The organism is Cupriavidus sp. 01L45 (genome assembly GCF_056399885.1).
In genome coordinates, this window is record NZ_JBFTSG010000010.1 from 82052 (window position 1) to 103510 (window position 21459).

Consider the following 21459-nt stretch of genomic DNA (forward strand, 5'->3'; position numbering starts at 1 on the left):
AACCTCCCGGCGGATCGCGATCTCTAATTGGTATCGTCCGGCAACCGCCGGATGCGATCCATTGCCGGACTCAACGCATCATGCCCCGCGCCATGCTTCGGCTGCTGTTCACAGTATCACTGCTGTCGGTTGGCGCATGCGTGGGCTACCCCTATGACGCCGGCTACGCTTCCTACAACCCTTACGATCCCTATGGGTTCTATGATGGCGGCGTGGTCTATCCGGCTGGCGCGTACGGCTATGGATACGGCTACAACTACGGCTATCCGCTGCCGCTCTATAGCGGGTCCTACGGCGCCTCCTTCTATTACGGCTACGGCGGCTACGGCTATCGAGGCCCGGTCTACCGCGGAGGCTGGCGATACTACGGCGGCTATCCGTATGGCTATCCCTATCGTTCCGGCATGGGACGACCCTATTACCACGGCGGCTGGGGTGCCCATGGCAGTTGGGGAGGACATGGCGGCTGGGGAACCTCCGGGCAACGCGGCAGCGGCCGGAGCGGAGGTGGTCGTGGGCGGCATTGAGAGCGCATTAGCGAACTGCGTCTGCAGTGCGATGGTGCGACCAGCGCGGTTCGGCGCAAACAGCCCCGGGCAATGCGGATTTCGATCGTAGGAATTTACAGAGCTTGGCCAGGACGGCCGGGAGGCAAGACCGGAAAAGATCTTTGGTTGCGGGGGCAGGACTTGAACCTGCGACCTTCGGGTTATGAGCCCGACGAGCTGCCAACTGCTCCACCCCGCGTCCGAGAGGCCGGATTATGGTGGATCGCGCCGCGCATTGCAATCGCTTTGTGACGTCATCGTGAAAAAACCGCTTCCAGGCACTCTAGCCCTCCCTCTCCGCGTTGGATGGCCTGCGCCGCAGCGCAGGCACACCGCATCCCGGATCGCAGGTCCATGCGCTCCCATCAGGCGCGCCGCGCCGCACGCGGCTCCTCATCCTCGGACTCCAGCGTGCTCTTCAGGTACCGGTTGACCTGGTCCAGCGCTTCGAGCTTGGTATCGAAGGACTGGTGCGGAAACGGGTTGTGGCGCTTCTCAATGATCTCGCCATCCTTCTTGCGAATGACCTCGACAACGATTGCCCATTTACCCCTGGGCAGGGACAGGACCTCGTAAACGATCTTGTAGCCATTGAACTCCAACATGATGTACCCCCTTGCTGCTTGCGCGCCTGACAGGCTGCGCGCTTCAGCACCAGGATAGGCCGGGAGGACAATCGTCGCCGTGATCGCGATCAAAGACGAATAAAGAATGCATATCACGGCATAATATGCGATGTTGCGCATTTCGCAATAGCTACCCGAGGGCATCCCGAAGGGCGGCAGGCAGCATGTGCTGTACGCACTCCCCCAACCCCCGACGGAGCGCCGCGAGCCGTATTTCCGCCTGCAGCAAGCCCGCGACAAACGGACGGGCGGCTAATCCCCCCTGGGCCCCACCAGTTTGTCGACGAGTTGGTAGGCCGCGCCAAAGGCCGCCACTTCGGCAGCGTGCCGGGTAGCAAAATGCGCGGCACCGCTCGACAAGCGCTCCGTATCGCCGGCGTCGGACGGGTCCGCACCCTCCTGGCAGACCCGGACTTCGTATCCCCACTGAGCAACTTCGCCCAGCGCCGCGACGCCACCCGCCCGCGGCGATGAAACCAGGACATAGACGTCCATGCCCCGATAAGCCTCCACCCGCCAGTCCGCGTTGCTCATGAGATCTCCTGGGTTGTCCACGGCAAGCACGACTCGAGGAGTCATGCGCACACCTGAACCAGCCTAGCCCGCCGGCACGCGGCTCGCAAGACGGCATGCGCCTACGCGCCACAGGCCGCAGCACGATAAGGCGCAGCGCGCCAGGGACTGGCCGAGTCCTCAAGACAAAGACGAGCGAACGACAACTGCCGCAAGAGGCCGGCGCCGGGTCCGCCCCACATCGCGCGGCCCAGCAGATAGCTCACCGCAACCTCCTCCCAGGACTCAAGCTGCGCGAAGACCTGGGACGCCGCGCGCTCGATCACCGCCCAGGCCTGCGCCTCGGTCTGCATGCCGCAATCGTAGGCCGCCCGCGCGACATGGATCGCGCGGCTCATGTCCCAGGCCAGCACGCCACGCGCGAGATCGACCCGCGAACCAACCACGCGGCTCGCCCTGAGGTCCGGCATGGCGCGCTCGAGGTTGTCAACGCAGAGCGCGAGGCGCACCGGATCAAACAATTCATCGAGCAGCACGATCTCGCGCTCGCGGGCCGCACGCGGCACCGCAAACAGGATCCGGCAAACCTGAGGGTACAGTGCGCGATGCCCCTCCTCCAGCAACCACGCCAGCGTGCCTCGCGCTTCGCCGGCCGTATGGATATGCCAGGCGTTCGCCAGCAAGTCCGCCTGCGTGCGCGCATCGGCGCCGGTAGCCAGTGTGCGGGCATTCAGGGTGAAGCGCTCGTCATGCAAAAGACTCACCAGCAGGCAGCGCTCGCGGCCACCGGAGGTGGGCATCGCGCTACCATCGAGCACCACGGCGCAAGTGCCGCCGCGCAAGTCCAGCTTGCCGCGCGCATCAGGCGGCAACGATACCGGCGGTAAGCGCCGGCGGCGCGCCGCATCGGCCAGCAGGGCGAGCAGCACAGCGGAGACAAACCATGGCAGAGGTCGCATCGCAGGATTCCCCAAGGGAGAGTGCGATCGCTCGGCATGGCAGATCGGGAACAACCAGCACCAGAGCGATCCGGCTACAGAAGCGCATGTGATGCGCGCCGGAACAAAGACTAGCGGCGGGAAGAGCCGTACACGATGAGAAGAATCTCAATCGCTCGCACGCCCGTCATGCGCACACGTCGTGGGCACGGGCAGAACGCCGTAGAATGAACGGGATCCGGAAATGAAAAAGGGCTTCCATTTCTGGAAGCCCTTTTAATCGGTGGTGCGGCTGGCAGGATTCGAACCMACGACCCCTTGGTTCGTAGCCAAGTACTCTATCCAACTGAGCTACAGCCGCACTCGAGAAAAGAGATTATAGCGAACTTTCAGCGTTTGTGAACCCCCTACGCACATTTTTTTGCTTTTTCTTCTGACCGCGCGCGCCTTCCTATAATGACAGCCCCGCAGATGTGATTCCAACCATGAACAAGGCATTTGTCAAAGAGTCTTCCGGCGACGAGGATGACGACCTTCCCGAAGGCGCCACCCCGCTGCCGCCTGGCACCAAGAACTATATCTCCGCCCAAGGCTACCAACGCTTGCGCGATGAACTGATGCATCTGATCGACGTGGCACGCCCGGAGGTGGTCCAGATCGTTTCGTGGGCGGCGTCCAACGGCGACCGCTCCGAGAACGGCGACTATCACTACGGCAAGAAGCGCCTGCGCGAGATCGATCGACGCATCCGCTTCCTGACCAAGCGCCTGGAAAAAGCCGAGGTGGTGGACCCTTCCCTGCAGGGCGACAACGACCAGATCTTTTTCGGCGCCACCGTCACCTACGCCAGCCAGACTGGCGAGGAAACCACTGTCACGATCGTCGGCACCGACGAGGTCGACCTGGACAGCAACCATGTGAGCTGGATTTCGCCGATCGCACGCGCGCTGCTCAAGGCGCGCGAAGGCGATACCGTGCCGCTGCGCACGCCGGCCGGGGTCGAGCAGATCGATATCCTGGAGGTTCGCTATCCCGAAAAGCAGGCGGAGCAGAGCACCGCCGCGCAAACGGGAGAGCACTGAGCCGGACACGCCGGCCGACGGTCAGCCGTCGTTGCGGTCGCGGAAGATGCGGATGACGTCGGGGTTGCGCCTGAGCGCCCGCATCACATTGGCGAGGTGCAGGCGGTTCTGCACCTGGATGATGAACTGCATGTAGGTGGCCTCCTGCTGGCCACCCTCCTGCTGCTCCATCGACACGTGCGCGACGTTAGCGTCGGCCGAGGTCAGGTCGGCCGCGACGCGGGCGACGATACCCTTGACGTTGCGCACCATCACCTTAATCGACACATCGAAGGCGCGCGTGGTCTTGCGCGCCCACATCACGTCGATCCAGTGCTCAGGATCCTTGCTGTGCAGGCGCTTGGCCACCTTGCAGTCCTGCACGTGGATCTGCAAACCCTCGCCCTTGCCCAGGTAGCCGACGATGGAATCGCCGGGAATCGGACGGCAGCATGCCGAGAAGATGATCGACATGCCTTCGTCGCCGGTGATCGGCACCGCTGGCGCTTCTTCGCCGGCGAAGGTCTGCACGGCCGCCAGCAGCGCGCTGTCGACGTCGCCGGACAACTCTTGCAGCAGGATCTCCATGCGCTTGGCCACCACGGCGGGCACGCGCCGCCCCAGTGCCAGGTCGGCGAAGATGTCTTCCTTGTGCTTGTTGCCGGTCCACTGCACCATGCGATCCCACACCGACTGCGGCAGTGCCTTCAGCTCGATCCCGAGCTGGCGCGCCGACTGCTCCAGCAGGCGCTCGCCAAGCTGGATGGCTTCGTCGAGCCGCGTGGTCTTGAGATAGTGGCGGATGGCCGCGCGCGCCTTGCCGGTGCGCACAAAGGCCAGCCAGGCCGGATTCGGCTTGGAGTACGGCGCCGTCACCACCTCGACGATGTCGCCGCTCTTGAGCTCGGTGCGCAGCGGCAGCAGCTCGTTGTTGATCTTGACCGCCACGCACTGGTTGCCGAGATCGCTGTGCACGGCATATGCGAAATCGAGTGCGGTGGCGCCGCGCGGCAGCGCGCGGATATGCCCCTTGGGCGTGAACACGTAGACCGCATCCGGGAACAGGTCGATCTTGACGTGTTCGAGGAATTCCTGCGAATCGCCGGTCTGGCTCTGGATATCGAGCAGCGACTGCAGCCACTGGTGGGCCTGCTGCTGGATATCGTTGGCCTGGTCGGCCTGGTGCTTGTACATCCAGTGCGCGGCCACGCCGGCTTCCGCGATCTGGTGCATGTCGCGGGTGCGGATCTGGAATTCCACCGGCGTGCCGAACGGGCCCACCAGCGTGGTGTGCAAGGACTGGTAGCCGTTGATCTTCGGAATGGCGATGTAGTCCTTGAACTTGCCGGGCATGGGCTTGTACAGCCCGTGCAGCGCACCCATCGCCATATAGCAGTGCATCTGGGTTTCCACCACGACGCGGAACCCGTATACGTCGAGCACCTGCGAGAACGACAGCTGCTTGTCGTGCATCTTGCGGTAGATGCTGTAGAGCGTCTTCTCACGCCCCGACAGCTCGGCCACGATGCCGGCATCCCCCAGCGCCTTCTGCGCGGTCTCGAGGATGCGCCTGACCACCTCGCGCCGGTTGCCCCGGGCGGCCTTGACCGCTTTTTCCAGCGTGGCGTAGCGGAACGGCGAGCCGACCTTGAAGGACAGTTCCTGCAGTTCGCGGTAGGTGGTGTTGAGACCGAGCCGATGAGCGATCGGCGCGTAGATCTCCATCGTTTCGAGCGCGATCCGGCGCCGCTTTTCCGGCGGCACGAAATCGAGCGTGCGCATGTTGTGGGTGCGGTCGGCCAGCTTGACCAGGATCACCCGCACGTCGCGCGCCATCGCCAGCAGCATCTTGCGGAAACTCTCCGCCTGCGCCTGCTCGCGGCTCTGGAATTCGAGCTTGTCCAGCTTGGTCAGGCCATCGACCAGCTCCGACACCTTGGGACCGAATTTTTCCGCCAGCTCGCTCTTGGTGATGCCCTGGTCTTCCATCACGTCGTGCAGCAGCGCCGCCATGATGGATTGCACATCGAGCTTCCAGTCGGCGCACAGTTCCGCCACCGCTACCGGATGCGTGATGTAAGGCTCGCCGCTCTGGCGGTACTGACCGAGGTGGGCCTCGTCCGAGAACTGGAAGGCCTCGCGCACGTGCGCCTGGTCGGCCGGCTTGAGGTAGGCCAGCTTTTCCATCAGCCTGGTGATCGAGATCACCTGCTGGCGCGGCGGCACCGCCGGCTGCGAGGTCGGCCCGAAGAAGTGACGGTAGGACTGCGCCAGCACAGCGTCGATAAACAGCGCGTCGCCCGGGCCGGCTGCCACCGGGGCTCCGCTCAGCTCACTTTCGGCGGCGGCCTGCACGGCCCTGCCCTTGCCCGCGCCCATCGCGGGCGCGACGGCACGTTCCCCGACAACATCGTTGCCGAGCGGATCGGGAAGATTGGGAGCGCCCGTACGCGCCGTCACGGTCGACTGACCGGGCCCGGCGCGCTTGCGCTGAACGGGAGGCACTGCTTCGCCCCCCGCGTCACCAGGCGCTTCTCCGCGCGGGCGCGCCGGCGTCGCCGTGGGGCTGGCCGTCGCGACAGGAGAGGAAGGCTGGGAGGAAGACATGTGGGCGGCTTTCCGAAATCTGGCTGGTTAAGCAAGTACGCGAACCGGTACGTTAGCAGAGTCTCAATGCAAAGGTACGCGTTGCGAGGACTGGCCACCGCCGCCCGAAAATCAGGTCGGTACCTTCTTGAGCATCTCGATGCCGACCTGGCCCGAAGCGATCTCGCGCAGCGCCACCACGGTGGGCTTGTCCTTGGCCTCGACCTTGGGGGTGTGACCCTGCACCAGCTGACGGGCCCGGTAGGTCGCCGCGAGCGCGAGCTCGAAACGATTCGGGATGTGTTTCAGACAATCTTCGACGGTAATACGCGCCATATCAAATCCACCTCGGGACAAAACCTTATGCGATGCCGGCTATTTTACAGCACGCGGCAAGAAACGTTCCCGCCGCGCTCCGGATCAGTGAATACCGAGCTCGATGAAGAGGTCGGCGTGACGCGCCTTTTGCGACGAAAAACGCAGACGGGTAGCACGTATCACGCTGCGCAGTTGTTCGAGCGCCTGCTCGAAAACCTCGTTGATGATGACATAGTCCGACTCGGAAGCGTGGGCCATTTCGCTGCCGGCCGCCAGCAGGCGGCGCGTGATCACGTTGGGCTCGTCCTGGCCGCGCTTGTTCAGGCGCTCTTCCAGCGCTTGCAGCGACGGCGGCAGGATGAAGATCTCCATGGCGTTGGAAAAGCGCTGGTGCACCTGCTGCGCGCCCTGCCAGTCGATTTCCAGCAGCACATCGTTGCCCTGGGCCATCTGCTGCTCGATCCAGACCCGGGAAGTGGCGTAGTAATTGCCGTGCACCTCGGCCCACTCGAGAAATTCGCCGCGATCGCGCGCGGCGCGGAAGGCGTCCACCGTGGTGAAGTGGTATTCGCGGCCATCCTGCTCGCCCGGCCGTGGCGCGCGCGTGGTGTGCGAGATAGACAGGCGGATGGCCTGGTCCTGCGCCAGCAGCGCGTTGACCAGCGTGGACTTGCCGGCACCGGAGGGCGCCACCACCATGAACAGGTTGCCGGGATAGGCTGTATCGATTGCGACGTGGGACGACGTTTCACTCATGATGATTATTCTAGGTTCTGAATCTGTTCTCGCATCTGCTCGATCAGCAGCTTGAGTTCCATGGCGGCATCGGCCAGCTCCTTGGCCGCGGCCTTGGAGCCCAGCGTGTTGGCTTCGCGATTGAGCTCCTGCATCATGAAATCGAGCCGCTTGCCGGCCTGCCCGCCCTTCTTGAGGATATGGCGGGTTTCGTTCAGGTGCGCCTGCAGGCGCGACAGCTCTTCGGCGATGTCGATGCGGATGCCGTAGACCGTGGCTTCCTGGCGGATGCGCTCGCCGATTTCATCGCGGCTCATCGATGGCATGCCGTTCGATGCCACCAGGTTGAACGCCTCCTGCAGGCGCTCAGTCAGCTTTTCCTGTTGGCAGGCGATCAGCTGCGGGATCGTCGGCGTCAGGCGCGCGACGATGGCCAGCATGGCCTCGATCCGTTCGTCCAGCGTGGCCTTGAGCGCATCGCCTTCGCGGCGGCGCGCTTCGAGCAACTGGGCCAGCGCTTCCTTGGCCGCGCCCGTCACCGCCTCGCGCAACGCGTCCTGCGACAGTTCGGGCTCGACCAGCACGCCCGGCCAGCGCAGGATCTCGCCCATGCGCAGCGAGCCAGCCTCGGAAAAGGTGGCGGCCACGGTGGTTTCGATCGAGCGGATCTGCGCCAGCAGGGCGTCGTTGAGCGCCAGCGTGGTGCCACCGGCACCGGCATCGGCGCGCTGCAGGTTGATGCGGCACTCCAGCTTGCCGCGCGACAGCTTCGCCATGAGCATTTCCCGCAGGGCCGGCTCGAAGGCGCGGCACTCTTCGGGAGCCCGGAAAAACAGGTCGAGGAAGCGCGAGTTGACGGTGCGGAACTCCACCGAGACGGAAGCCGTCCTGCCGGTGGGCACGCCATGCGCGTCGGTCAGCGGCGCCTGGCGGGTCGCCAGGCCGTAGCCGGTCATGCTGTGAATCATTGAGTAGTCTCGCGAAATGGCCATCCGGCCGCATGCGTTCAGACGGCGCGGGGAGCTGGCAGCCCCGCATCCGCGCCGGCCGAACGCCGAAAAGAGAGCCAAAAATGGCCGCTATTGTGTTCTTTACAAGTCATCGATTAGTCAGGACAATCCGGAGGCAATCAAGGTCCCGAATCCTATGACAGAGTCCAAGGGCGCATCACCTCCGAAGAGCGCACCGCTGCCCATCGGCACGCTGCTGTCCAACTACCGTATTGTAAAGAAGTTGGCCAGCGGGGGGTTCAGTTTCGTCTACCTTGCCACCGACGAGACCGGCTCTCCCGTTGCGATCAAGGAGTACCTCCCGTCGTCCCTGGCTCGCCGCAAACCCGGCGAACTGATCCCCGTGGTGCCGGAAGAAAGCGCCGCTTCATTCCGCCTGGGGCTCAAGTATTTCTTCGAGGAAGGCCGCTCGCTGGCCCGCATTTCCCATCCCAGCGTGGTGCGCGTGGTGAATTTCTTCCGCGAGAATTCCACCGTCTACATGGTGATGAACTACGAGCTGGGCAAGACGCTGCAGGAACACATCCTGCACGCCCGCCAGCAAGGCCGCGCCAAGGTATTGCGCGAACACTTCATCCGCAAGGTCTTCCACGACCTGATGAGCGGTCTGCGCGAAGTGCATATCCACAAGCTGCTGCACCTCGATATCAAGCCCGGCAACATCTATCTGCGCGAGGACGAGTCGCCCATCCTGCTGGATTTCGGCGCTGCGCGCCAGATCCTGACGATGGAAGCGTCGCGCTTCCAGCCCATGTACACGCCAGGCTTTGCCGCGCCCGAACTCTACGGCAAGCATTCCGAACTGGGGCCGTGGACCGACATCTACAGCCTCGGGGCCACGCTCTATGCCTGCATGGCCGGCATGCCGCCGCAGGAGGCGAACCAGCGCGAAAAAGATGATCGCATGGCGGACTCCATCACCCGGCTGCGCACCAGCTACACCAATGGCCTGGTGGACCTGGTCGAATGGTGCCTGCGCCTGACGCCATCCGAACGGCCGCAGAGCGTGTTCCGGCTGCAGAAGGAGTTGCGCGAACAGACCAATGCGCTGGGCGAACAGGCGGCCGCACCGGCCACCTCCGCGGCCGCCGAGCGTCCCCTTGCCAGCCGGTTCCTCACCCTGCTGCGCAAGCGCGAAGAACCCGCCGCGGGCATCCATGCCAAAGAGGCCGGCACAGGCGCCGAATGATGCACACGATACATCTACCCGCGTCTGACGCGTGCTCTGCGCTCCGGCCTGCTCCGCCATCCCCTACCATCATGGGAGCCGTCGCCCCGCTGCCCTGCCACACCCAGCGCCGATCGGGCACAAAAGCGGCGCCGCCGTCTCCCGAAAACTGATTTCCCTACAGCCACCATGCGATTCTCCGTCTATCAGGAAAGCAGAAAAGGCGGCCGCCGCATCAACCAGGACCGCATGGGCTATTGCTTCACGCGGGATGCCCTGTTGATGGTCCTGGCCGATGGCCTGGGCGGCCACGCTTTAGGCGAAGTCGCCGCGCAGCAAGCCTTGCAGACCCTGGCGCGCCAGTTCCAGGCCCAGGCCCGGCCCTCGATCCGCAATCCTGCCGATTTCCTGCAGGACACCATCATGCTGGCCCACCGGGAAATCCACCGCTATGCCGAAGCCAACCGGCTGGCCGATGTCCCCCGCACCACCGTGGTCTGCTGCCTGGTCCAGAATGGCCAGATCCACTGGGCCCACGCCGGCGACTCACGGCTGTACCTGGTGCGCAAGGGCGCCCTGCTGACCCGCACGCGCGACCACTCCAAGATCGAAAACCTGCTGCAGCAGGAACGCGTGCTGCCGATGCAGGTGGCAAACCACCCCGAGCGCAACAAGCTGTACAACTGCCTCGGCTCCCCCAACCTGCCGCTGATCGACATCGGCGGCCCGCTGCGGCTGGAGCCCGGCGACGTCGCGCTGCTATGCTCGGACGGGCTCTGGGGCAGCATTGAAGAACAGCTCCTGGTTGACAAAGTGACCCACCTGTCGGTGGTGCACGCCATCCCCGACCTGATCGAACAAGCGCTGCACAATGCGGGCGACGGCGCCGACAACACCACCGCGATCGCCATGATGTGGGAACTCGACGCACACCTTTCCAACGAGGACTCGGTCGCCACCGAGACCCTGCCGCTCAACACCTTTACCACCTCCATCCTCGAGAACAACGGCGGCGACACCGACCTGCTGTCAGAGGAGGAAATCGAACGCTCCATCGCCGAGATCCGCGCGGCGATCGACAAGACGAGCAACTTCATGCGTTAAGCGTTCCGGGCGGCCTGCGAAACCTGCCGCCCATACCGGACGGAAGTACCGCCCGCGCCGCAATGGCGCGGGAATTTGCGGTTCGCCGAGGGCCGAATCGAAGCCGGATGGGCACGCGCAGCCCCGCGGCGTTAAAATCCGTGTCCTGAACCGATTCCCGAGAAAACCCACACATGCGACCGAGCGGACGCGCAGCCGATGCGCTGCGCCCTATCACCCTGACCCGACACTACACCCGCCACGCCGAAGGCTCCGTCCTGAGTGCCTTTGGCGATACCAAGGTGCTGTGCACCGCCAGCGTGCTGGCCAAGGTGCCGCCGCACAAGAAGGGCAGTGGCGAAGGCTGGGTCACCGCCGAGTACGGCATGCTGCCGCGCGCCACCCATACGCGCTCCGACCGTGAGGCCGCCCGCGGCAAGCAGACCGGGCGCACCCAGGAAATCCAGCGCCTGATCGGCCGCGCCATGCGCTCGGTGTTCGACCTGTCCGCGCTGGGCGAGTACACCATCCAACTGGACTGCGACGTGCTGCAGGCCGACGGCGGCACCCGCACCGCAGCCATCACCGGCGCCTTCGTGGCCGCCCATGACGCCATTTCCGCGATGCTGCGGGACGGCCAGCTCAAGACCAGCCCGATCCGCGATTTCGTCGCCGCCGTCTCGGTAGGCATGGTGGACGGCGTGGCCGTGCTCGACCTGGACTATGCCGAAGACAGCAACTGCGACACCGACATGAACGTGGTGATGACCGGCAGCGGCGGCTTCGTCGAAGTGCAAGGCACGGCCGAAGGCGTGCCGTTCAGCCGCGCCGACCTCGATGCGATGACCCGTATTGCCGAGCAGGGCATCGCTGAACTGGTGGCGCACCAGCGCCGTGCGCTCGGCCTGGCCTGATACGGTGAACGCCATGCAACGCCTGGTCCTCGCCTCCAACAACCCCGGCAAGCTCGGCGAGTTTGGCGCGCTGCTGGCGCCGCTCGGCTTCGAGGTGATACCGCAGGGACAACTCGGCATCGACGAGGCCGAGGAACCCTTCGCCACCTTCGTCGAAAACGCCCTTACCAAAGCGCGCCACGCCAGCCGCCTGTCCAGCCTGCCCGCGCTGGCCGATGATTCCGGCATCTGCGTCGACGCGTTGGATGGCGCGCCGGGCGTCTACTCCGCGCGTTATGCGCAACTGGTAGGCAAGCCGAAATCCGACGCCGCCAACAATGCGCACCTCATCTCGCAACTCGCCGGCAAGCTGAACCGCCGTGCCTACTACTACTGCGTGCTGGTGCTGGTGCGCCATGCCGAGGATCCGCGCCCCGTCATCGCCGAAGGCGTATGGTCCGGCGAGGTGGTCGACGCACCGCGCGGCAACGCCGGCTTTGGCTACGATCCGCACTTCATGCTGCCCCAGCTGGGCAAGACAGCGGCCGAACTGAGCCCCGCGGAAAAGAATGCGATCAGCCATCGCGCGCTGGCGCTCAAGGCGCTGACCGAACGCCTGCAGGCGGACGGCATCACGCCCGGCTGCCCATGATCCCGATCGTTCCCATCGCGTCGACCGGCACCCCCCCTGCCGATACCAAGTCGCTGTGGCTGCAGCCTGGCCAGATCTCCCTGCCCGCCTCGCCGCCGCTGTCGCTCTATGTGCATATCCCCTGGTGCGTGCGCAAGTGTCCGTACTGCGACTTCAACTCGCATGCGGTGCCCGGCGCGGCGGACAGCCACGACATTCCGGAAGATGCCTACCTGGATGCGCTGCGCGCCGACCTGGAGCAATCGCTGCCCTTGGTATGGGGCCGCCCCGTGCACACGGTCTTTATCGGCGGTGGCACGCCCAGCCTGCTGTCGGCCGCCGGCATGGACCGGCTGCTCTCGGACATTCGCGCGCTCTTGCCGCTCGACGCCGACGCCGAGATCACCATGGAGGCCAACCCCGGCACCTTCGAGGCGGAGCGTTTCGCCAGCTATCGGGCCAGCGGCATCAACCGCCTGTCGATCGGCATCCAGAGCTTCAACGACCGCCATCTCGCCGCGCTCGGCCGCATCCACGGTGGCGACGAAGCGCGCGCCGCGATCGGCATCGCGCTGGACAATTTCGACAACGTCAATCTCGACCTGATGTACGCGCTGCCAGGCCAGACCCTGGCGGATTGCGCGCAGGACCTGGAAACGGCGCTGTCGTTCAACACCACGCACCTGTCGCTCTACCATCTGACRCTGGAGCCSAACACGCTGTTCGCCAAATTCCCCCCGGCCCTGCCCGACGACGACAGCGCCTACGAAATGCAGGACCTGGTCGAAGCGCGCACCGCCCAGGCCGGCTACCGGCACTATGAAACCTCGGCCTACGGCAAGCCGCATCGCGAAGCGCGCCACAACCTGAACTACTGGCGCTTCGGCGACTACCTCGGCATCGGGGCCGGCGCGCACGGCAAGCTCTCCTTCCCGCACCGGGTACTGCGCCAGATGCGCCACAAGCATCCGGCCACCTATATGGCACAGTCCATGGCCGGCAATGCCGTGCAAGAGCAGCACGACGTCGGCGCGTCCGACCTGCCCTTCGAGTTCATGCTGAACGCGCTGCGCCTTACCGACGGCGTGCCGGCCAGCACGTTCTTCGACCACACCGGGCTGCCGCTGCACACCATCAGCCGCGAACTGGCCGCGGCCGAGAAAAAGGGCCTGCTCGAAGCCGATCTCGCCACCATCAAGCCCACCGAACTCGGCCGGCGTTTCCTGAACGACCTGCAGGAGATGTTCCTGAAGGGGTGACGCCAGACGCCTTGCAGCAGACAGGAAAACGGCCACCCGAGGGTGGCCGTTTTCCTGTCGAAATGCTTGACGCGATACCCGCGTCCCGGTCAATACGGCATCGCCATGTCGTTGGCGACCTGCGCACGGGAACCGATGCGCAAGCTACTGACATCGCGCTGCGTCACCGTGGCCAGACGGCCATCGTCTAACCGCACATTGACGCGATAGACGGTCTCGGTGCTGCTGCCGGCGCGCTTCTCGATCTGGTTGCCCGCCAAGCCACCCGCTACCGCACCGCCGATGGTCGCAATGGTATTGCCGGTACCCCCGCCGACCTGGTGCCCCAGCAGGCCACCGGCGACGCCGCCGATGACCGTGCCGAGCACGCCCGAACTGTTCTTCTGGGTGGTCACCGGCTCGATCGACTCGACCCGGCCATGAAACACCGAACCCGCCGGCGCCTGGTAGGTATTCGTGGCCGGCGCCGGGGGCGGCGTCTGGTACCCAGCCTGCGGCGGCGGAGCGCCATAGCCGCCGCCATAGCCGCCGCCCGGCGCCGCGCAACCCGCCAACCCGGTCAACGCGGCGGCCGCCGCTACGCCCAACAGAATCTTGCCCTTCATCAGTTATCCTCTTCGATTGCCTGCAAATGCATGGAACAGGGGGACGCGCCACCCCGGCGCGCGCCCTCATGAATGATAGGAGCGCCGAGCCTGAAAGAAGGTTCCGCCGCGTCCGACAGACACCGACAAGACACCGACAAGACAACATTGCACAACATGCGCAACCAAGCGTCCCCGCCCTTGCTATAATGCGCGGCGCTGGCCGTTGCGCCTGCGTCAATGCAGCATGAAGCACGAGCGGGAACCTCCCCCTGTTCGCGCTACAATGCCTGCACTTTCTTACCGGAAGCGTGGCCGAGTGGTTTAAGGCAGCAGTCTTGAAAACTGCCGATGGGGTGACCCATCCGTGAGTTCGAATCTCACCGCTTCCGCCAGATTTTCCGCTCGCGAATGCAGCCATCCCGATTGAGCGAAACGGCAAACGGTCACTCCGGTTCGCCGGGCTCCGTCAACAAGCGGTACGCCTCCTCCTGCGATATATCCAGCCGATAGTGCCGCGCCAGCATCCGCGCGAAATAATGCGCGGCGCCGGGCTCGCAGTGCCTGAGCTGCTCGCGATAGGCCTCCAGCTCGAAACGCAGGCGCCAGCGCGGGCTGAGCAGGTAGAACACGCCCATCAGTCCCCCCGAGCGCCAGAACTGCCGCACGTGCACCTTCTCATGCTCGATCAGCGCATGGCTGACGCCAGGCCGCACCAGGATCAGCGGCCCCGGCGCGAAGCCGTCGAACCCACGCGGAATCAGCCACCGGGACTCTGTCTCGATCAGCAGGCAGGGCGGCGATTTGCAGAACCGGATCATGGGGGGCGCCAGCGGCGGGGCAGCGCAAAGCGCGCGTGGCCCAAGCCTATCAGGTTGCGCGCGCCCGCGTCCGAATCCGCTCCGCAAATGAAAACACCCCGCAGACAGGCGGGGCAAAGAGCAACGCTTGCGCCGATACCGCGAACCTAGTCGATGCTGATCTTGCCGGCTTCGATCACGGCCTTCCAGCGCTGGAGTTCCTGCTTCTCGAATTGTTCGAACTGCTCGGGCGTGTTGGCGACCACCTCGAAACCGTTCTCGGCCAGTTTCTGCCGCATCTGGGGCTCATTGAGCGCGCCGACCAGGGCGGCATGCAGCTTGGCCTTGATGTCCTTCGGCAGCCCCCGCGGCGCCGCCACGCCTTGCCACGAATACACATCGACGTCCTTCACGCCACTCTCCGCCATGGTGGGCACGTTCGGCAACACGGACGAGCGCTTGTCGCCAGTTACCGCCAGCGCCTTCAGCTTGCCGCTGCGAATATGCTGGAGCACCGCGTTCACGTTCTGGAACGAGACATCCACCTGTCCGGCAAGCAGGTCGGAGATGGCCGGCGCCCCGCCCTTATAGGGAACATGGAGTCCGTCGGTACCGGATTTCTGCCAGAACAACGCGGCCGTCAGGTGGTCGGACGAGCCGGCTCCGGAACTGGCAAATGCGACCTTGCCAGGATTCTTCTTCATGTACGCAACCAGTTCCTGCAGGTTCTTCGCCGGGAAATCGGGCTTGGTGACCAGCACATTGGGCGCACGCACGGCAACCGTCAACAGGTCGAAGTCCTTGGCCGGGTCGTAGCCAAGATTCTTCTGCAGGAAGGGGTTCACCGCGTAGACGCCGATCGACGCTACCAGCAAGGTGTAGCCATCCGCGGGCGCGCGCTTGACCATGGTCGCGCCGATGGCCCCGGTGGCGCCCGGGCGGTTGTCCACCACGAAGGGCTGGCCCAGCTTCTCATTGAGCGGCACCGCCAGCATGCGCGCGATGGTGTCGGTGGAGCCCCCGGCCGGGAACGGCACCACGACCGAGACGGCCTTCTGGGGCCATGCCGTCGATGCGACGGCGGTGCCGGCGGCCGCCAGCACCGTCACGGCTGCGATCATGGCGGTGGTCAACCGGCGCAGCACGCGGTACGTGGGCGCAGCTGTGGTGCCGGTCATGCGGGACCGGTCGTCAGTCTTGAACATCGTTGTCTCCTCGCTTTTGAGTGGTATTTCTTGTGTCCGGATGGTGCGCGCTCACCGGACCATGCACGGCGCCTTATTGTTGAAGGTCCAACCCGGGATCAGGAATTGCATGGCAGCCGCATCGTCGCGCGCGCCCAGTCCCATGTTCTTGTAGCGCTCGTGCGCCAGCGCCACCTGCTCCATATCGAGTTCGACGCCGAGGCCCGGCTGGCTCGGCACGGCTACCTTGCCGTTCTCGATCTTCAGCGGCGCTTTGGTCAGGCGCTCGCCGTCCTGCCAGATCCAGTGCGTATCGATCGCGGTGACGCGGCCCGGCGCGGCAGCGGCCACATGGGTGAACATGGCCAGCGAAATATCGAAATGGTTGTTGGAGTGCGAGCCCCAGGTCAGGCCCCATTCGGCGCACATCTGCGCAACCCGCACCGAGCCTTGCATGGTCCAGAAATGCGGATCGGCCAACGGGATATCGACCGACTGCAGGCGCACTGCGTGGCCCATCTGGCGCCAGTCGGTCGCAACCATGTTTGTGGCGGTGGGCAGGCCGGTGGCGGTGCGGAACTCGGCCATGACCTCGCGGCCCGAAAAACCATCCTCCGCGCCGCACGGATCTTCGGCATAGGCCAGTACGCCATGCTTGTCGCGGCACAGGCGCACGGCTTCGGCCAGCGACCACGCGCCGTTGGGGTCCAGCGTGATACGCGCCCTGGGGAAGCGTTCGGCGAGCGCCAGGATGGCTTCCATCTCTTCATCGCCGCGCAGCACGCCGCCCTTGAGCTTGAAGTCGTTGAAGCCGTAGCGCGCATAGGCGGCCTCAGCCAGTCGTACCACGCCTTCGGCGCTCATAGCCGCCTCGTTGCGCAAGCGGAACCACTCGTTGTCCGCCTCCGGTTCGCTGCGATAGCCGAGCGTGGTGCAGTTGCGGTCGCCGATATAGAACAGGTAGCCCAACATCTCCACCGCATCGCGTTGCTGGCCCTCGCCAAGCAGGGCCGCTACCGGCACGCCGAGGTGCTTGCCGAGCAGGTCCAGCAGGGCCGCTTCCAGCGCGGTGACGGCATGGATGGTGATGCGCAGGTCGAAGGTCTGCAGGCCGCGCCCGCCCGCATCGCGGCTGGCAAAGGCGCTGCGTACGCGATTGAGCAAGGCCTGGTGATTGCCGATCGATTGCCCCACGATGAGTTCCCGCGCATCCTCCAGGGTCTGGCGGATCGCTTCGCCGCCCGGCACTTCGCCAACGCCGGTATTCCCCGCGCTGTCTTTGAGGATGACGATATTGCGGGTGAAGAACGGACCGTGGGCACCCGACAGGTTCATCAGCATGCTGTCGTGGCCGGCTACCGGCACCACGGTGAGTTCGGTGACGACGGGCGTGCCTGCGACTGGCGCGGCGCGGGTAGCGGAGATGGATGTCTGGATCATGTGGAATTCCGGCGGAAAGAGCAGGCACGGCCCCTGGCGGCTGCGGCTCTTACGGGTTGTCTCGGTCTGGCTGCCCGGTTGCTGCCGGGTACCAGTTCGTCAGTGCTGGCCGGGCCTGGAATTGAATTAGAGGCACGAGACACCTGTTATCGGTCGTCATATAACTTACGACGCAGTATAATGAGCCCATCGAGATCCGGTCAAGCCCCCTGCCCACTATCATGTCAAACCCGATGTTTGCCTCCACCACCCCGCTGCGGCGCCGCGGCCGCACGCTTGCCGAAGAGGCGGTGAGCAACCTGAGCGAGCGCATCCAGCAAGGCCTGCTCAAGCCGGGCGACAAGCTGCCGACCGAATCCGAGATCATGGCCGCGCTCGGCGTCAGCCGCACCGTGGTGCGCGAAGCGCTGTCGCGGCTGCAAGCCAGCGGCCTGGTCGAGACCCGCCACGGCATCGGCACCTTCGTGCTGGCGCGCAGTACCGAGAACGGCTCGCCCTTCCGCATCGACCCCGCCACCATGGGGACCGCCATGGACGTGCTGGCCATGCTGGAATTCCGCGTCAGCCTGGAAGCCGAGGCCGCCAGCCTGGCGGCGTCCCGGCGCAGCGACGAGCAGCTGGCGGCAATGCGCCGTGCGCTCGACGAACTCAAGCGCACGGCGGCTGGCGGCGAGGATTCGGTGGGGGCTGACTTCGAGTTTCACCTCGTCATTGCGCGCGCTACCGGCAATCGCTACTTCACCGACATCATGGGGCATCTCGGCACCATGGTGATCCCGCGCAGCCGGCTGCACGTCAGCGCGCAGGAGCGCGAGCAATATCTCGAGCGCGTCAATATCGAGCACGAGAATATCTACGATGCCATCGAGCGGCGCGACCCCGAAGGCGCCAAGGCCGCCATGCGCATGCACCTGACCAACAGCCGCGAGCGGCTGCGCAAGGCGTCGGCGGCGGTGGAAGCAAGCTAAAGACTGGTGGTCTGGAGAACCCCGACGGAATCGGGGTTTTCCTGCTTGCTATTAACGCATTGTATGTTGTAGGATGTCTTACAATAAAACCGATGAGATCCTGGCGCTGCTCGCTGGCCCCGCAGTGTTCGCACAGAGCCACATGGGCGCGCCCGCGCAACTACCGTCTGTCGCGCCAGCCAGTGCCTCGAATCGATGCGAGCCACTCGCAAGACAACCCGGAAGTCCCGCTCGCGCTGCCGCGCGGGCACCCTCTTGATCCTTGATCGCAGTTGAAAAGCAGGAAACGCTCATGACCATCACCGGCGAAATGCTGATCGGCGCCAGCGCAGTGCGCGGCACCACCAAGATCCTCCATGCCACCAACCCGGCCACGGGGGAAACGCTCGCACCGGAATTCCATGGCGGCGGYGCCGCCGAGGCCGAGCGCGCCTGCGTGCTGGCCGAAGCCGCGTTCGACACTTACCGGAACACCTCGCCGGAAACCCGCGCGCGGTTCCTGGAGTCCATCGCCAACGGCCTGGAAGCCCTGGGCGACACGCTGATCGAGCGCGCCCACGCCGAAAGCGCGCTGCCGATCGCGCGCCTGCAGGGCGAACGCGCACGCACCGCCGGCCAGTTGCGCCTGTTCGCGAGCGTGCTGCGCGATGGCCGCTGGCAATCCGCCACGCTCGACTCCGCCCTGCCGGAGCGCACGCCGCCGCGCCCCGACCTGCGCCTGCAGAAGATCGCTATCGGGCCGGTAGCCGTATTCGGCGCCAGCAACTTCCCGCTGGCGTTCTCGGTGGCGGGCGGCGATACCGCGTCGGCGCTGGCTGCGGGCTGCCCGGTCATCGTGAAAGCGCATTCGGCCCACCTCGGCACCTCCGAGCTGGTCGGCCGCGTGATCCAGAAGGCCGTGGCGGACGCCGGGCTGCCCGAAGGCGTGTTCTCGCTGCTGGTCGGCGCGGGCGTTGCCGTGGGCACGGCCCTGGTGGCGCATCCTTCGATCCAGGCAGTGGGCTTTACCGGCTCGCGCAGCGGCGGCCTGGCGCTGGTGCAGACGGCCAACAGCCGGCCCCAGCCGATCCCCGTCTATGCGGAGATGAGCAGCATCAACCCGGTGTTCCTGCTGCCGGCGGCGCTGGCCGCCCGCGGCGCGGAGATCGCGCGCAACCTGGTGGATTCGCTGGTGATGGGCGTGGGCCAGTTCTGCACCAACCCCGGCCTGTTGCTGGCCGTGGAAAGCCCGGCGCTGGATGGGTTCCGCCAGGGCGCGATTGCGGCGCTGGCGGAGAAAGCCGCCGCCACCATGCTGACGCCCGGCATCTGCCAGGCTTACGACAACGGCGTGGCCCAGCTCGGCGACATCGAAGGACTGCGCCGCATCGGCAGCGGCAAGCCAGCGAGCGGCCCCAACCAGGCCCGCCCTGCGCTGTTCGAAACCACGGCTGAACGCTTCCTCGCAGACCATCGCATGGAAGCCGAAGTATTTGGCCCGTCCTCGGTACTGGTCGTGTGCCGCGACCACGAGGAAATGCTGGCGGTGGCACGCCGGCTCGAAGGCCAGCTTACCGCCACCGTGCAAGCGGATGCGGGTGACCGCGCCGACGCCGGCAGCCTGCTGACGGTGCTGGAGCGCAAGGCTGGGCGCGTGCTGTTCAATGGCTATCCGACCGGGGTGGAAGTGTCCTATGCGATGGTCCATGGCGGCCCCTTCCCCGCCACGTCGGATACGCGCGCCACCTCGGTCGGCGCTTCCTCGATCGAGCGCTTCCTGCGCCCCGTGTGCTATCAGAACGTGCCTGCGGAACTGCTGCCGCCGGCGCTGCAGGACGGCAACCCGTTGAAGGCGTGGCGTCTCACTGACGGACAACTGGCGCGCGACTGACATTACGCACAGCCGTAAAAAAGGGCCGGTAATCCCGGCCCGTTTCCATTTCGCGCGGCACGCGTTGCCTACGCTGCAATACGCTCGATCGCGGCCGGCGCCTGCGGCGGCTGGATCACCGGCGCGTTACCGCGAGAGCGGCCCGAGCTGAGATAGTCGGCAATCGATTCCTGCGTGACTTCGCCAAGATAGACACCATCGGCATCCACCACCGGCAGCCAGCTCGTGTTGTGCTGGTACATGCGCGAAAGCACGATGCGCAGGTGCTCGTCGAACGCGGCGGTCGCCATGAACGGCCGCATCGCATTCGCGCACACCCCTTGCCCCGTGCGCGCGTCGCGCCGCGTGACGTAGCCCAGCGCGCGCTGCGTCTCGTCCACCACCGGCAGGTGGCGCACATCGGCGTCGTCCATGATGCCGAAAGCCTGCGCCAGCGGCATGTCCGGGCTGCAGGTCTGCGCCATGGTGGCGGCATCGCCGGCGCGCACCAGCAGCAGGCGCTTGAGCGTATTGTCGTGGCCGATGAAGGCCTGCACGAAATCGTCGGCCGGACGCGCCAGCAGTGCGTCGGGATGGTCGAATTGCACCAGCTTGCCGCCGCGGAATACGGCCACGCGGTCGCCCAGCTTGATGGCCTCGTCGATGTCGTGCGAAACCATGATCACGGTCTTGCCGAGCTGGCGCTGCATCTGGAAGAACTCGTTCTGGATGCTCTCGCGATTGATCGGGTCGACGGCGCCGAAGGGTTCGTCCATCAGCAACACGGGCGCATCCGCCGCGAGCGCGCGGATCACGCCGATGCGCTGCTGCTGGCCGCCCGACAATTCCCGCGGATAGCGCGTGAGCATCTTGTCGGGATCGAGTTGCACCATCGACATCAGTTCGCGCGCGCGCTCGCGGCAGCGCTTCTTGTCCCAGCCCAGCAGGCGCGGCACGACCATGATGTTCTCCTCGATGGTCATGTTCGGGAACAGGCCGATCTGCTGGATCACGTAGCCGATCTTGCGGCGCAGCGTGACTTCGTCCACGCGGGTGGTGTCCTCGCCGTCGATCAGGACGCGGCCGGAGCTGGGCTGGATCAGGCGGTTGATCATCTTGAGCGTGGTGGTCTTGCCGCAGCCAGAGGGGCCGAGGAAGACGCAGATCTCGCCCTTGGGCACCGTGAGCGAAACGGCATCGACGGCGCGTACTTCCGCGCCATCCTTTTGCCTGAAGGTCTTGGTGAGTTGTTCGAGTTCAATCAT

Annotated in this window: 21 protein-coding genes and 3 tRNA genes; 10 read left to right on the forward strand and 14 right to left on the reverse strand. The window is 65.4% G+C overall.

Annotation, left to right across the window (positions count from 1 at the left end):
* Window positions 1–80: 80 nt before the first annotated feature.
* Window positions 81–527 (forward strand): hypothetical protein, encoded by a 447-nt coding sequence (locus AC1DT6_RS09155; RefSeq protein WP_441632087.1) that lies wholly within the window; start codon window positions 81–83, stop codon window positions 525–527.
* Window positions 528–671: 144 nt separating this feature from the next.
* On the opposite strand, the gene AC1DT6_RS09160 is transcribed toward AC1DT6_RS09155, so the two are convergent.
* From AC1DT6_RS09160 to AC1DT6_RS09180, 5 genes are all read right to left on the reverse strand, one after another.
* A tRNA-Met gene (locus AC1DT6_RS09160) sits at window positions 672–747 on the reverse strand.
* 166 nt (window positions 748–913) lie between these two features.
* Window positions 914–1153, reverse strand: coding sequence for a hypothetical protein (locus tag AC1DT6_RS09165; RefSeq protein ID WP_477102441.1), 240 nt, complete (start codon window positions 1151–1153; stop codon window positions 914–916).
* Window positions 1154–1426: 273 nt separating this feature from the next.
* A complete protein-coding gene (locus tag AC1DT6_RS09170) occupies window positions 1427–1708 on the reverse strand; it encodes a hypothetical protein (protein WP_441632091.1) in 282 nt (93 codons plus the stop codon).
* Between the two features lie 101 nt (window positions 1709–1809).
* Window positions 1810–2616: a DUF1266 domain-containing protein gene (locus tag AC1DT6_RS09175; protein WP_477114639.1), complete on the reverse strand. Its 807-nt coding sequence runs from the start codon at window positions 2614–2616 to the stop codon at window positions 1810–1812.
* A gap of 293 nt (window positions 2617–2909) precedes the next feature.
* Window positions 2910–2986: transfer RNA gene (locus AC1DT6_RS09180), tRNA-Arg, on the reverse strand.
* Between the two features lie 124 nt (window positions 2987–3110).
* On the opposite strand from AC1DT6_RS09180, the gene greB reads away from it, so the two are divergent.
* Window positions 3111–3707, forward strand: a complete 597-nt coding sequence (gene greB / locus AC1DT6_RS09185; protein WP_045238628.1) for a transcription elongation factor GreB — start codon at window positions 3111–3113, stop codon at window positions 3705–3707.
* 21 nt (window positions 3708–3728) lie between these two features.
* On the opposite strand, the gene AC1DT6_RS09190 is transcribed toward greB, so the two are convergent.
* The 4 genes from AC1DT6_RS09190 to AC1DT6_RS09205 form a co-directional block, all read right to left on the reverse strand.
* Complete coding sequence (locus AC1DT6_RS09190; protein ID WP_441632135.1) at window positions 3729–6146, reverse strand: RelA/SpoT family protein; 2418 nt, start codon at window positions 6144–6146, stop codon at window positions 3729–3731.
* 258 nt (window positions 6147–6404) lie between these two features.
* The gene (rpoZ, locus tag AC1DT6_RS09195) at window positions 6405–6608 is read right to left on the reverse strand and encodes a DNA-directed RNA polymerase subunit omega (RefSeq protein WP_006578656.1); all 204 of its coding nucleotides are present in this window, start codon (window positions 6606–6608) and stop codon (window positions 6405–6407) included.
* 84 nt (window positions 6609–6692) lie between these two features.
* Window positions 6693–7346, reverse strand: coding sequence for a guanylate kinase (gene gmk / locus AC1DT6_RS09200; protein ID WP_045238629.1), 654 nt, complete (start codon window positions 7344–7346; stop codon window positions 6693–6695).
* Between the two features lie 5 nt (window positions 7347–7351).
* Complete coding sequence (locus tag AC1DT6_RS09205) at window positions 7352–8293, reverse strand: YicC/YloC family endoribonuclease (protein ID WP_441632096.1); 942 nt, start codon at window positions 8291–8293, stop codon at window positions 7352–7354.
* A gap of 178 nt (window positions 8294–8471) precedes the next feature.
* On the opposite strand from AC1DT6_RS09205, the gene AC1DT6_RS09210 reads away from it, so the two are divergent.
* The 5 genes from AC1DT6_RS09210 to hemW all read left to right on the forward strand — a co-directional run bounded on the left by AC1DT6_RS09210 (window position 8472) and on the right by hemW (window position 13369).
* Entirely contained in the window at window positions 8472–9524 is a 1053-nt protein-coding gene (locus AC1DT6_RS09210) for a serine/threonine protein kinase (protein ID WP_441632098.1), read from the forward strand.
* Between the two features lie 168 nt (window positions 9525–9692).
* Window positions 9693–10607 carry a PP2C family protein-serine/threonine phosphatase gene (locus AC1DT6_RS09215; protein WP_035859458.1) on the forward strand — a complete coding sequence of 305 codons (915 nt, stop codon included), beginning with the start codon at window positions 9693–9695 and terminating at the stop codon, window positions 10605–10607.
* A 173-nt stretch (window positions 10608–10780) separates the two neighbouring features.
* Entirely contained in the window at window positions 10781–11500 is a 720-nt protein-coding gene (rph, locus tag AC1DT6_RS09220) for a ribonuclease PH (protein ID WP_477102442.1), read from the forward strand.
* Window positions 11501–11513: 13 nt separating this feature from the next.
* A complete protein-coding gene (gene rdgB / locus AC1DT6_RS09225; RefSeq protein WP_441632100.1) occupies window positions 11514–12131 on the forward strand; it encodes an RdgB/HAM1 family non-canonical purine NTP pyrophosphatase in 618 nt (205 codons plus the stop codon).
* A complete protein-coding gene (hemW, locus tag AC1DT6_RS09230) occupies window positions 12128–13369 on the forward strand; it encodes a radical SAM family heme chaperone HemW (RefSeq protein ID WP_477102443.1) in 1242 nt (413 codons plus the stop codon). Before rdgB ends, hemW begins: the two co-directional genes overlap by 4 nt.
* An 89-nt stretch (window positions 13370–13458) precedes the next feature.
* Here the strand turns inward: hemW and AC1DT6_RS09235 are convergent, their stop codons facing one another.
* Window positions 13459–13974 (reverse strand): outer membrane lipoprotein, encoded by a 516-nt coding sequence (locus tag AC1DT6_RS09235; protein WP_441632104.1) that lies wholly within the window; start codon window positions 13972–13974, stop codon window positions 13459–13461.
* 284 nt (window positions 13975–14258) lie between these two features.
* On the opposite strand from AC1DT6_RS09235, the gene AC1DT6_RS09240 reads away from it, so the two are divergent.
* Window positions 14259–14348 (forward strand) — tRNA-Ser (locus AC1DT6_RS09240).
* Between the two features lie 51 nt (window positions 14349–14399).
* Here AC1DT6_RS09240 and AC1DT6_RS09245 read toward each other — a convergent pair.
* The 3 genes from AC1DT6_RS09245 to gudD all read right to left on the reverse strand — a co-directional run bounded on the left by AC1DT6_RS09245 (window position 14400) and on the right by gudD (window position 17377).
* Window positions 14400–14774, reverse strand: a complete 375-nt coding sequence (locus AC1DT6_RS09245; RefSeq protein WP_441632106.1) for a hypothetical protein — start codon at window positions 14772–14774, stop codon at window positions 14400–14402.
* 146 nt (window positions 14775–14920) lie between these two features.
* On the reverse strand, window positions 14921–15874 hold the full coding sequence (locus tag AC1DT6_RS09250; RefSeq protein WP_477102460.1) for a Bug family tripartite tricarboxylate transporter substrate binding protein: 954 nt from the start codon (window positions 15872–15874) through the stop codon (window positions 14921–14923).
* 135 nt (window positions 15875–16009) lie between these two features.
* Entirely contained in the window at window positions 16010–17377 is a 1368-nt protein-coding gene (gene gudD, locus AC1DT6_RS09255) for a glucarate dehydratase (RefSeq protein ID WP_477102444.1), read from the reverse strand.
* Between the two features lie 221 nt (window positions 17378–17598).
* On the opposite strand from gudD, the gene AC1DT6_RS09260 reads away from it, so the two are divergent.
* Together AC1DT6_RS09260 and AC1DT6_RS09265 are read left to right on the forward strand one after the other, a co-directional pair.
* Entirely contained in the window at window positions 17599–18345 is a 747-nt protein-coding gene (locus AC1DT6_RS09260) for a FadR/GntR family transcriptional regulator (protein WP_045238638.1), read from the forward strand.
* 292 nt (window positions 18346–18637) lie between these two features.
* The gene (locus AC1DT6_RS09265) at window positions 18638–20215 is read left to right on the forward strand and encodes an aldehyde dehydrogenase (NADP(+)) (protein ID WP_477102445.1); all 1578 of its coding nucleotides are present in this window, start codon (window positions 18638–18640) and stop codon (window positions 20213–20215) included.
* A 68-nt stretch (window positions 20216–20283) separates the two neighbouring features.
* Here the strand turns inward: AC1DT6_RS09265 and AC1DT6_RS09270 are convergent, their stop codons facing one another.
* Complete coding sequence (locus AC1DT6_RS09270; RefSeq protein WP_477102446.1) at window positions 20284–21459, reverse strand: osmoprotectant ABC transporter ATP-binding protein OsmV; 1176 nt, start codon at window positions 21457–21459, stop codon at window positions 20284–20286.

Coding starts and splice junctions, on each gene's coding strand:
- AC1DT6_RS09245 (WP_441632106.1), bottom strand. CDS start 14,774: ATGATCCGGTTCTGCAAATCGCCGCCCTGCCTGCTGATCGAGACAGAG.
- AC1DT6_RS09170 (WP_441632091.1), bottom strand. CDS start 1,708: ATGAGCAACGCGGACTGGCGGGTGGAGGCTTATCGGGGCATGGACGTC.
- rph (WP_477102442.1), top strand. CDS start 10,781: ATGCGACCGAGCGGACGCGCAGCCGATGCGCTGCGCCCTATCACCCTG.
- AC1DT6_RS09270 (WP_477102446.1), bottom strand. CDS start 21,459: ATGATTGAACTCGAACAACTCACCAAGACCTTCAGGCAAAAGGATGGC.
- gmk (WP_045238629.1), bottom strand. CDS start 7,346: ATGAGTGAAACGTCGTCCCACGTCGCAATCGATACAGCCTATCCCGGC.
- rpoZ (WP_006578656.1), bottom strand. CDS start 6,608: ATGGCGCGTATTACCGTCGAAGATTGTCTGAAACACATCCCGAATCGT.
- greB (WP_045238628.1), top strand. CDS start 3,111: ATGAACAAGGCATTTGTCAAAGAGTCTTCCGGCGACGAGGATGACGAC.
- AC1DT6_RS09260 (WP_045238638.1), top strand. CDS start 17,599: ATGTCAAACCCGATGTTTGCCTCCACCACCCCGCTGCGGCGCCGCGGC.
- gudD (WP_477102444.1), bottom strand. CDS start 17,377: ATGATCCAGACATCCATCTCCGCTACCCGCGCCGCGCCAGTCGCAGGC.
- AC1DT6_RS09250 (WP_477102460.1), bottom strand. CDS start 15,874: ATGATCGCAGCCGTGACGGTGCTGGCGGCCGCCGGCACCGCCGTCGCA.
- AC1DT6_RS09205 (WP_441632096.1), bottom strand. CDS start 8,293: ATGATTCACAGCATGACCGGCTACGGCCTGGCGACCCGCCAGGCGCCG.
- AC1DT6_RS09155 (WP_441632087.1), top strand. CDS start 81: ATGCCCCGCGCCATGCTTCGGCTGCTGTTCACAGTATCACTGCTGTCG.
- AC1DT6_RS09235 (WP_441632104.1), bottom strand. CDS start 13,974: ATGAAGGGCAAGATTCTGTTGGGCGTAGCGGCGGCCGCCGCGTTGACC.
- AC1DT6_RS09165 (WP_477102441.1), bottom strand. CDS start 1,153: ATGTTGGAGTTCAATGGCTACAAGATCGTTTACGAGGTCCTGTCCCTG.
- AC1DT6_RS09210 (WP_441632098.1), top strand. CDS start 8,472: ATGACAGAGTCCAAGGGCGCATCACCTCCGAAGAGCGCACCGCTGCCC.
- AC1DT6_RS09215 (WP_035859458.1), top strand. CDS start 9,693: ATGCGATTCTCCGTCTATCAGGAAAGCAGAAAAGGCGGCCGCCGCATC.
- rdgB (WP_441632100.1), top strand. CDS start 11,514: ATGCAACGCCTGGTCCTCGCCTCCAACAACCCCGGCAAGCTCGGCGAG.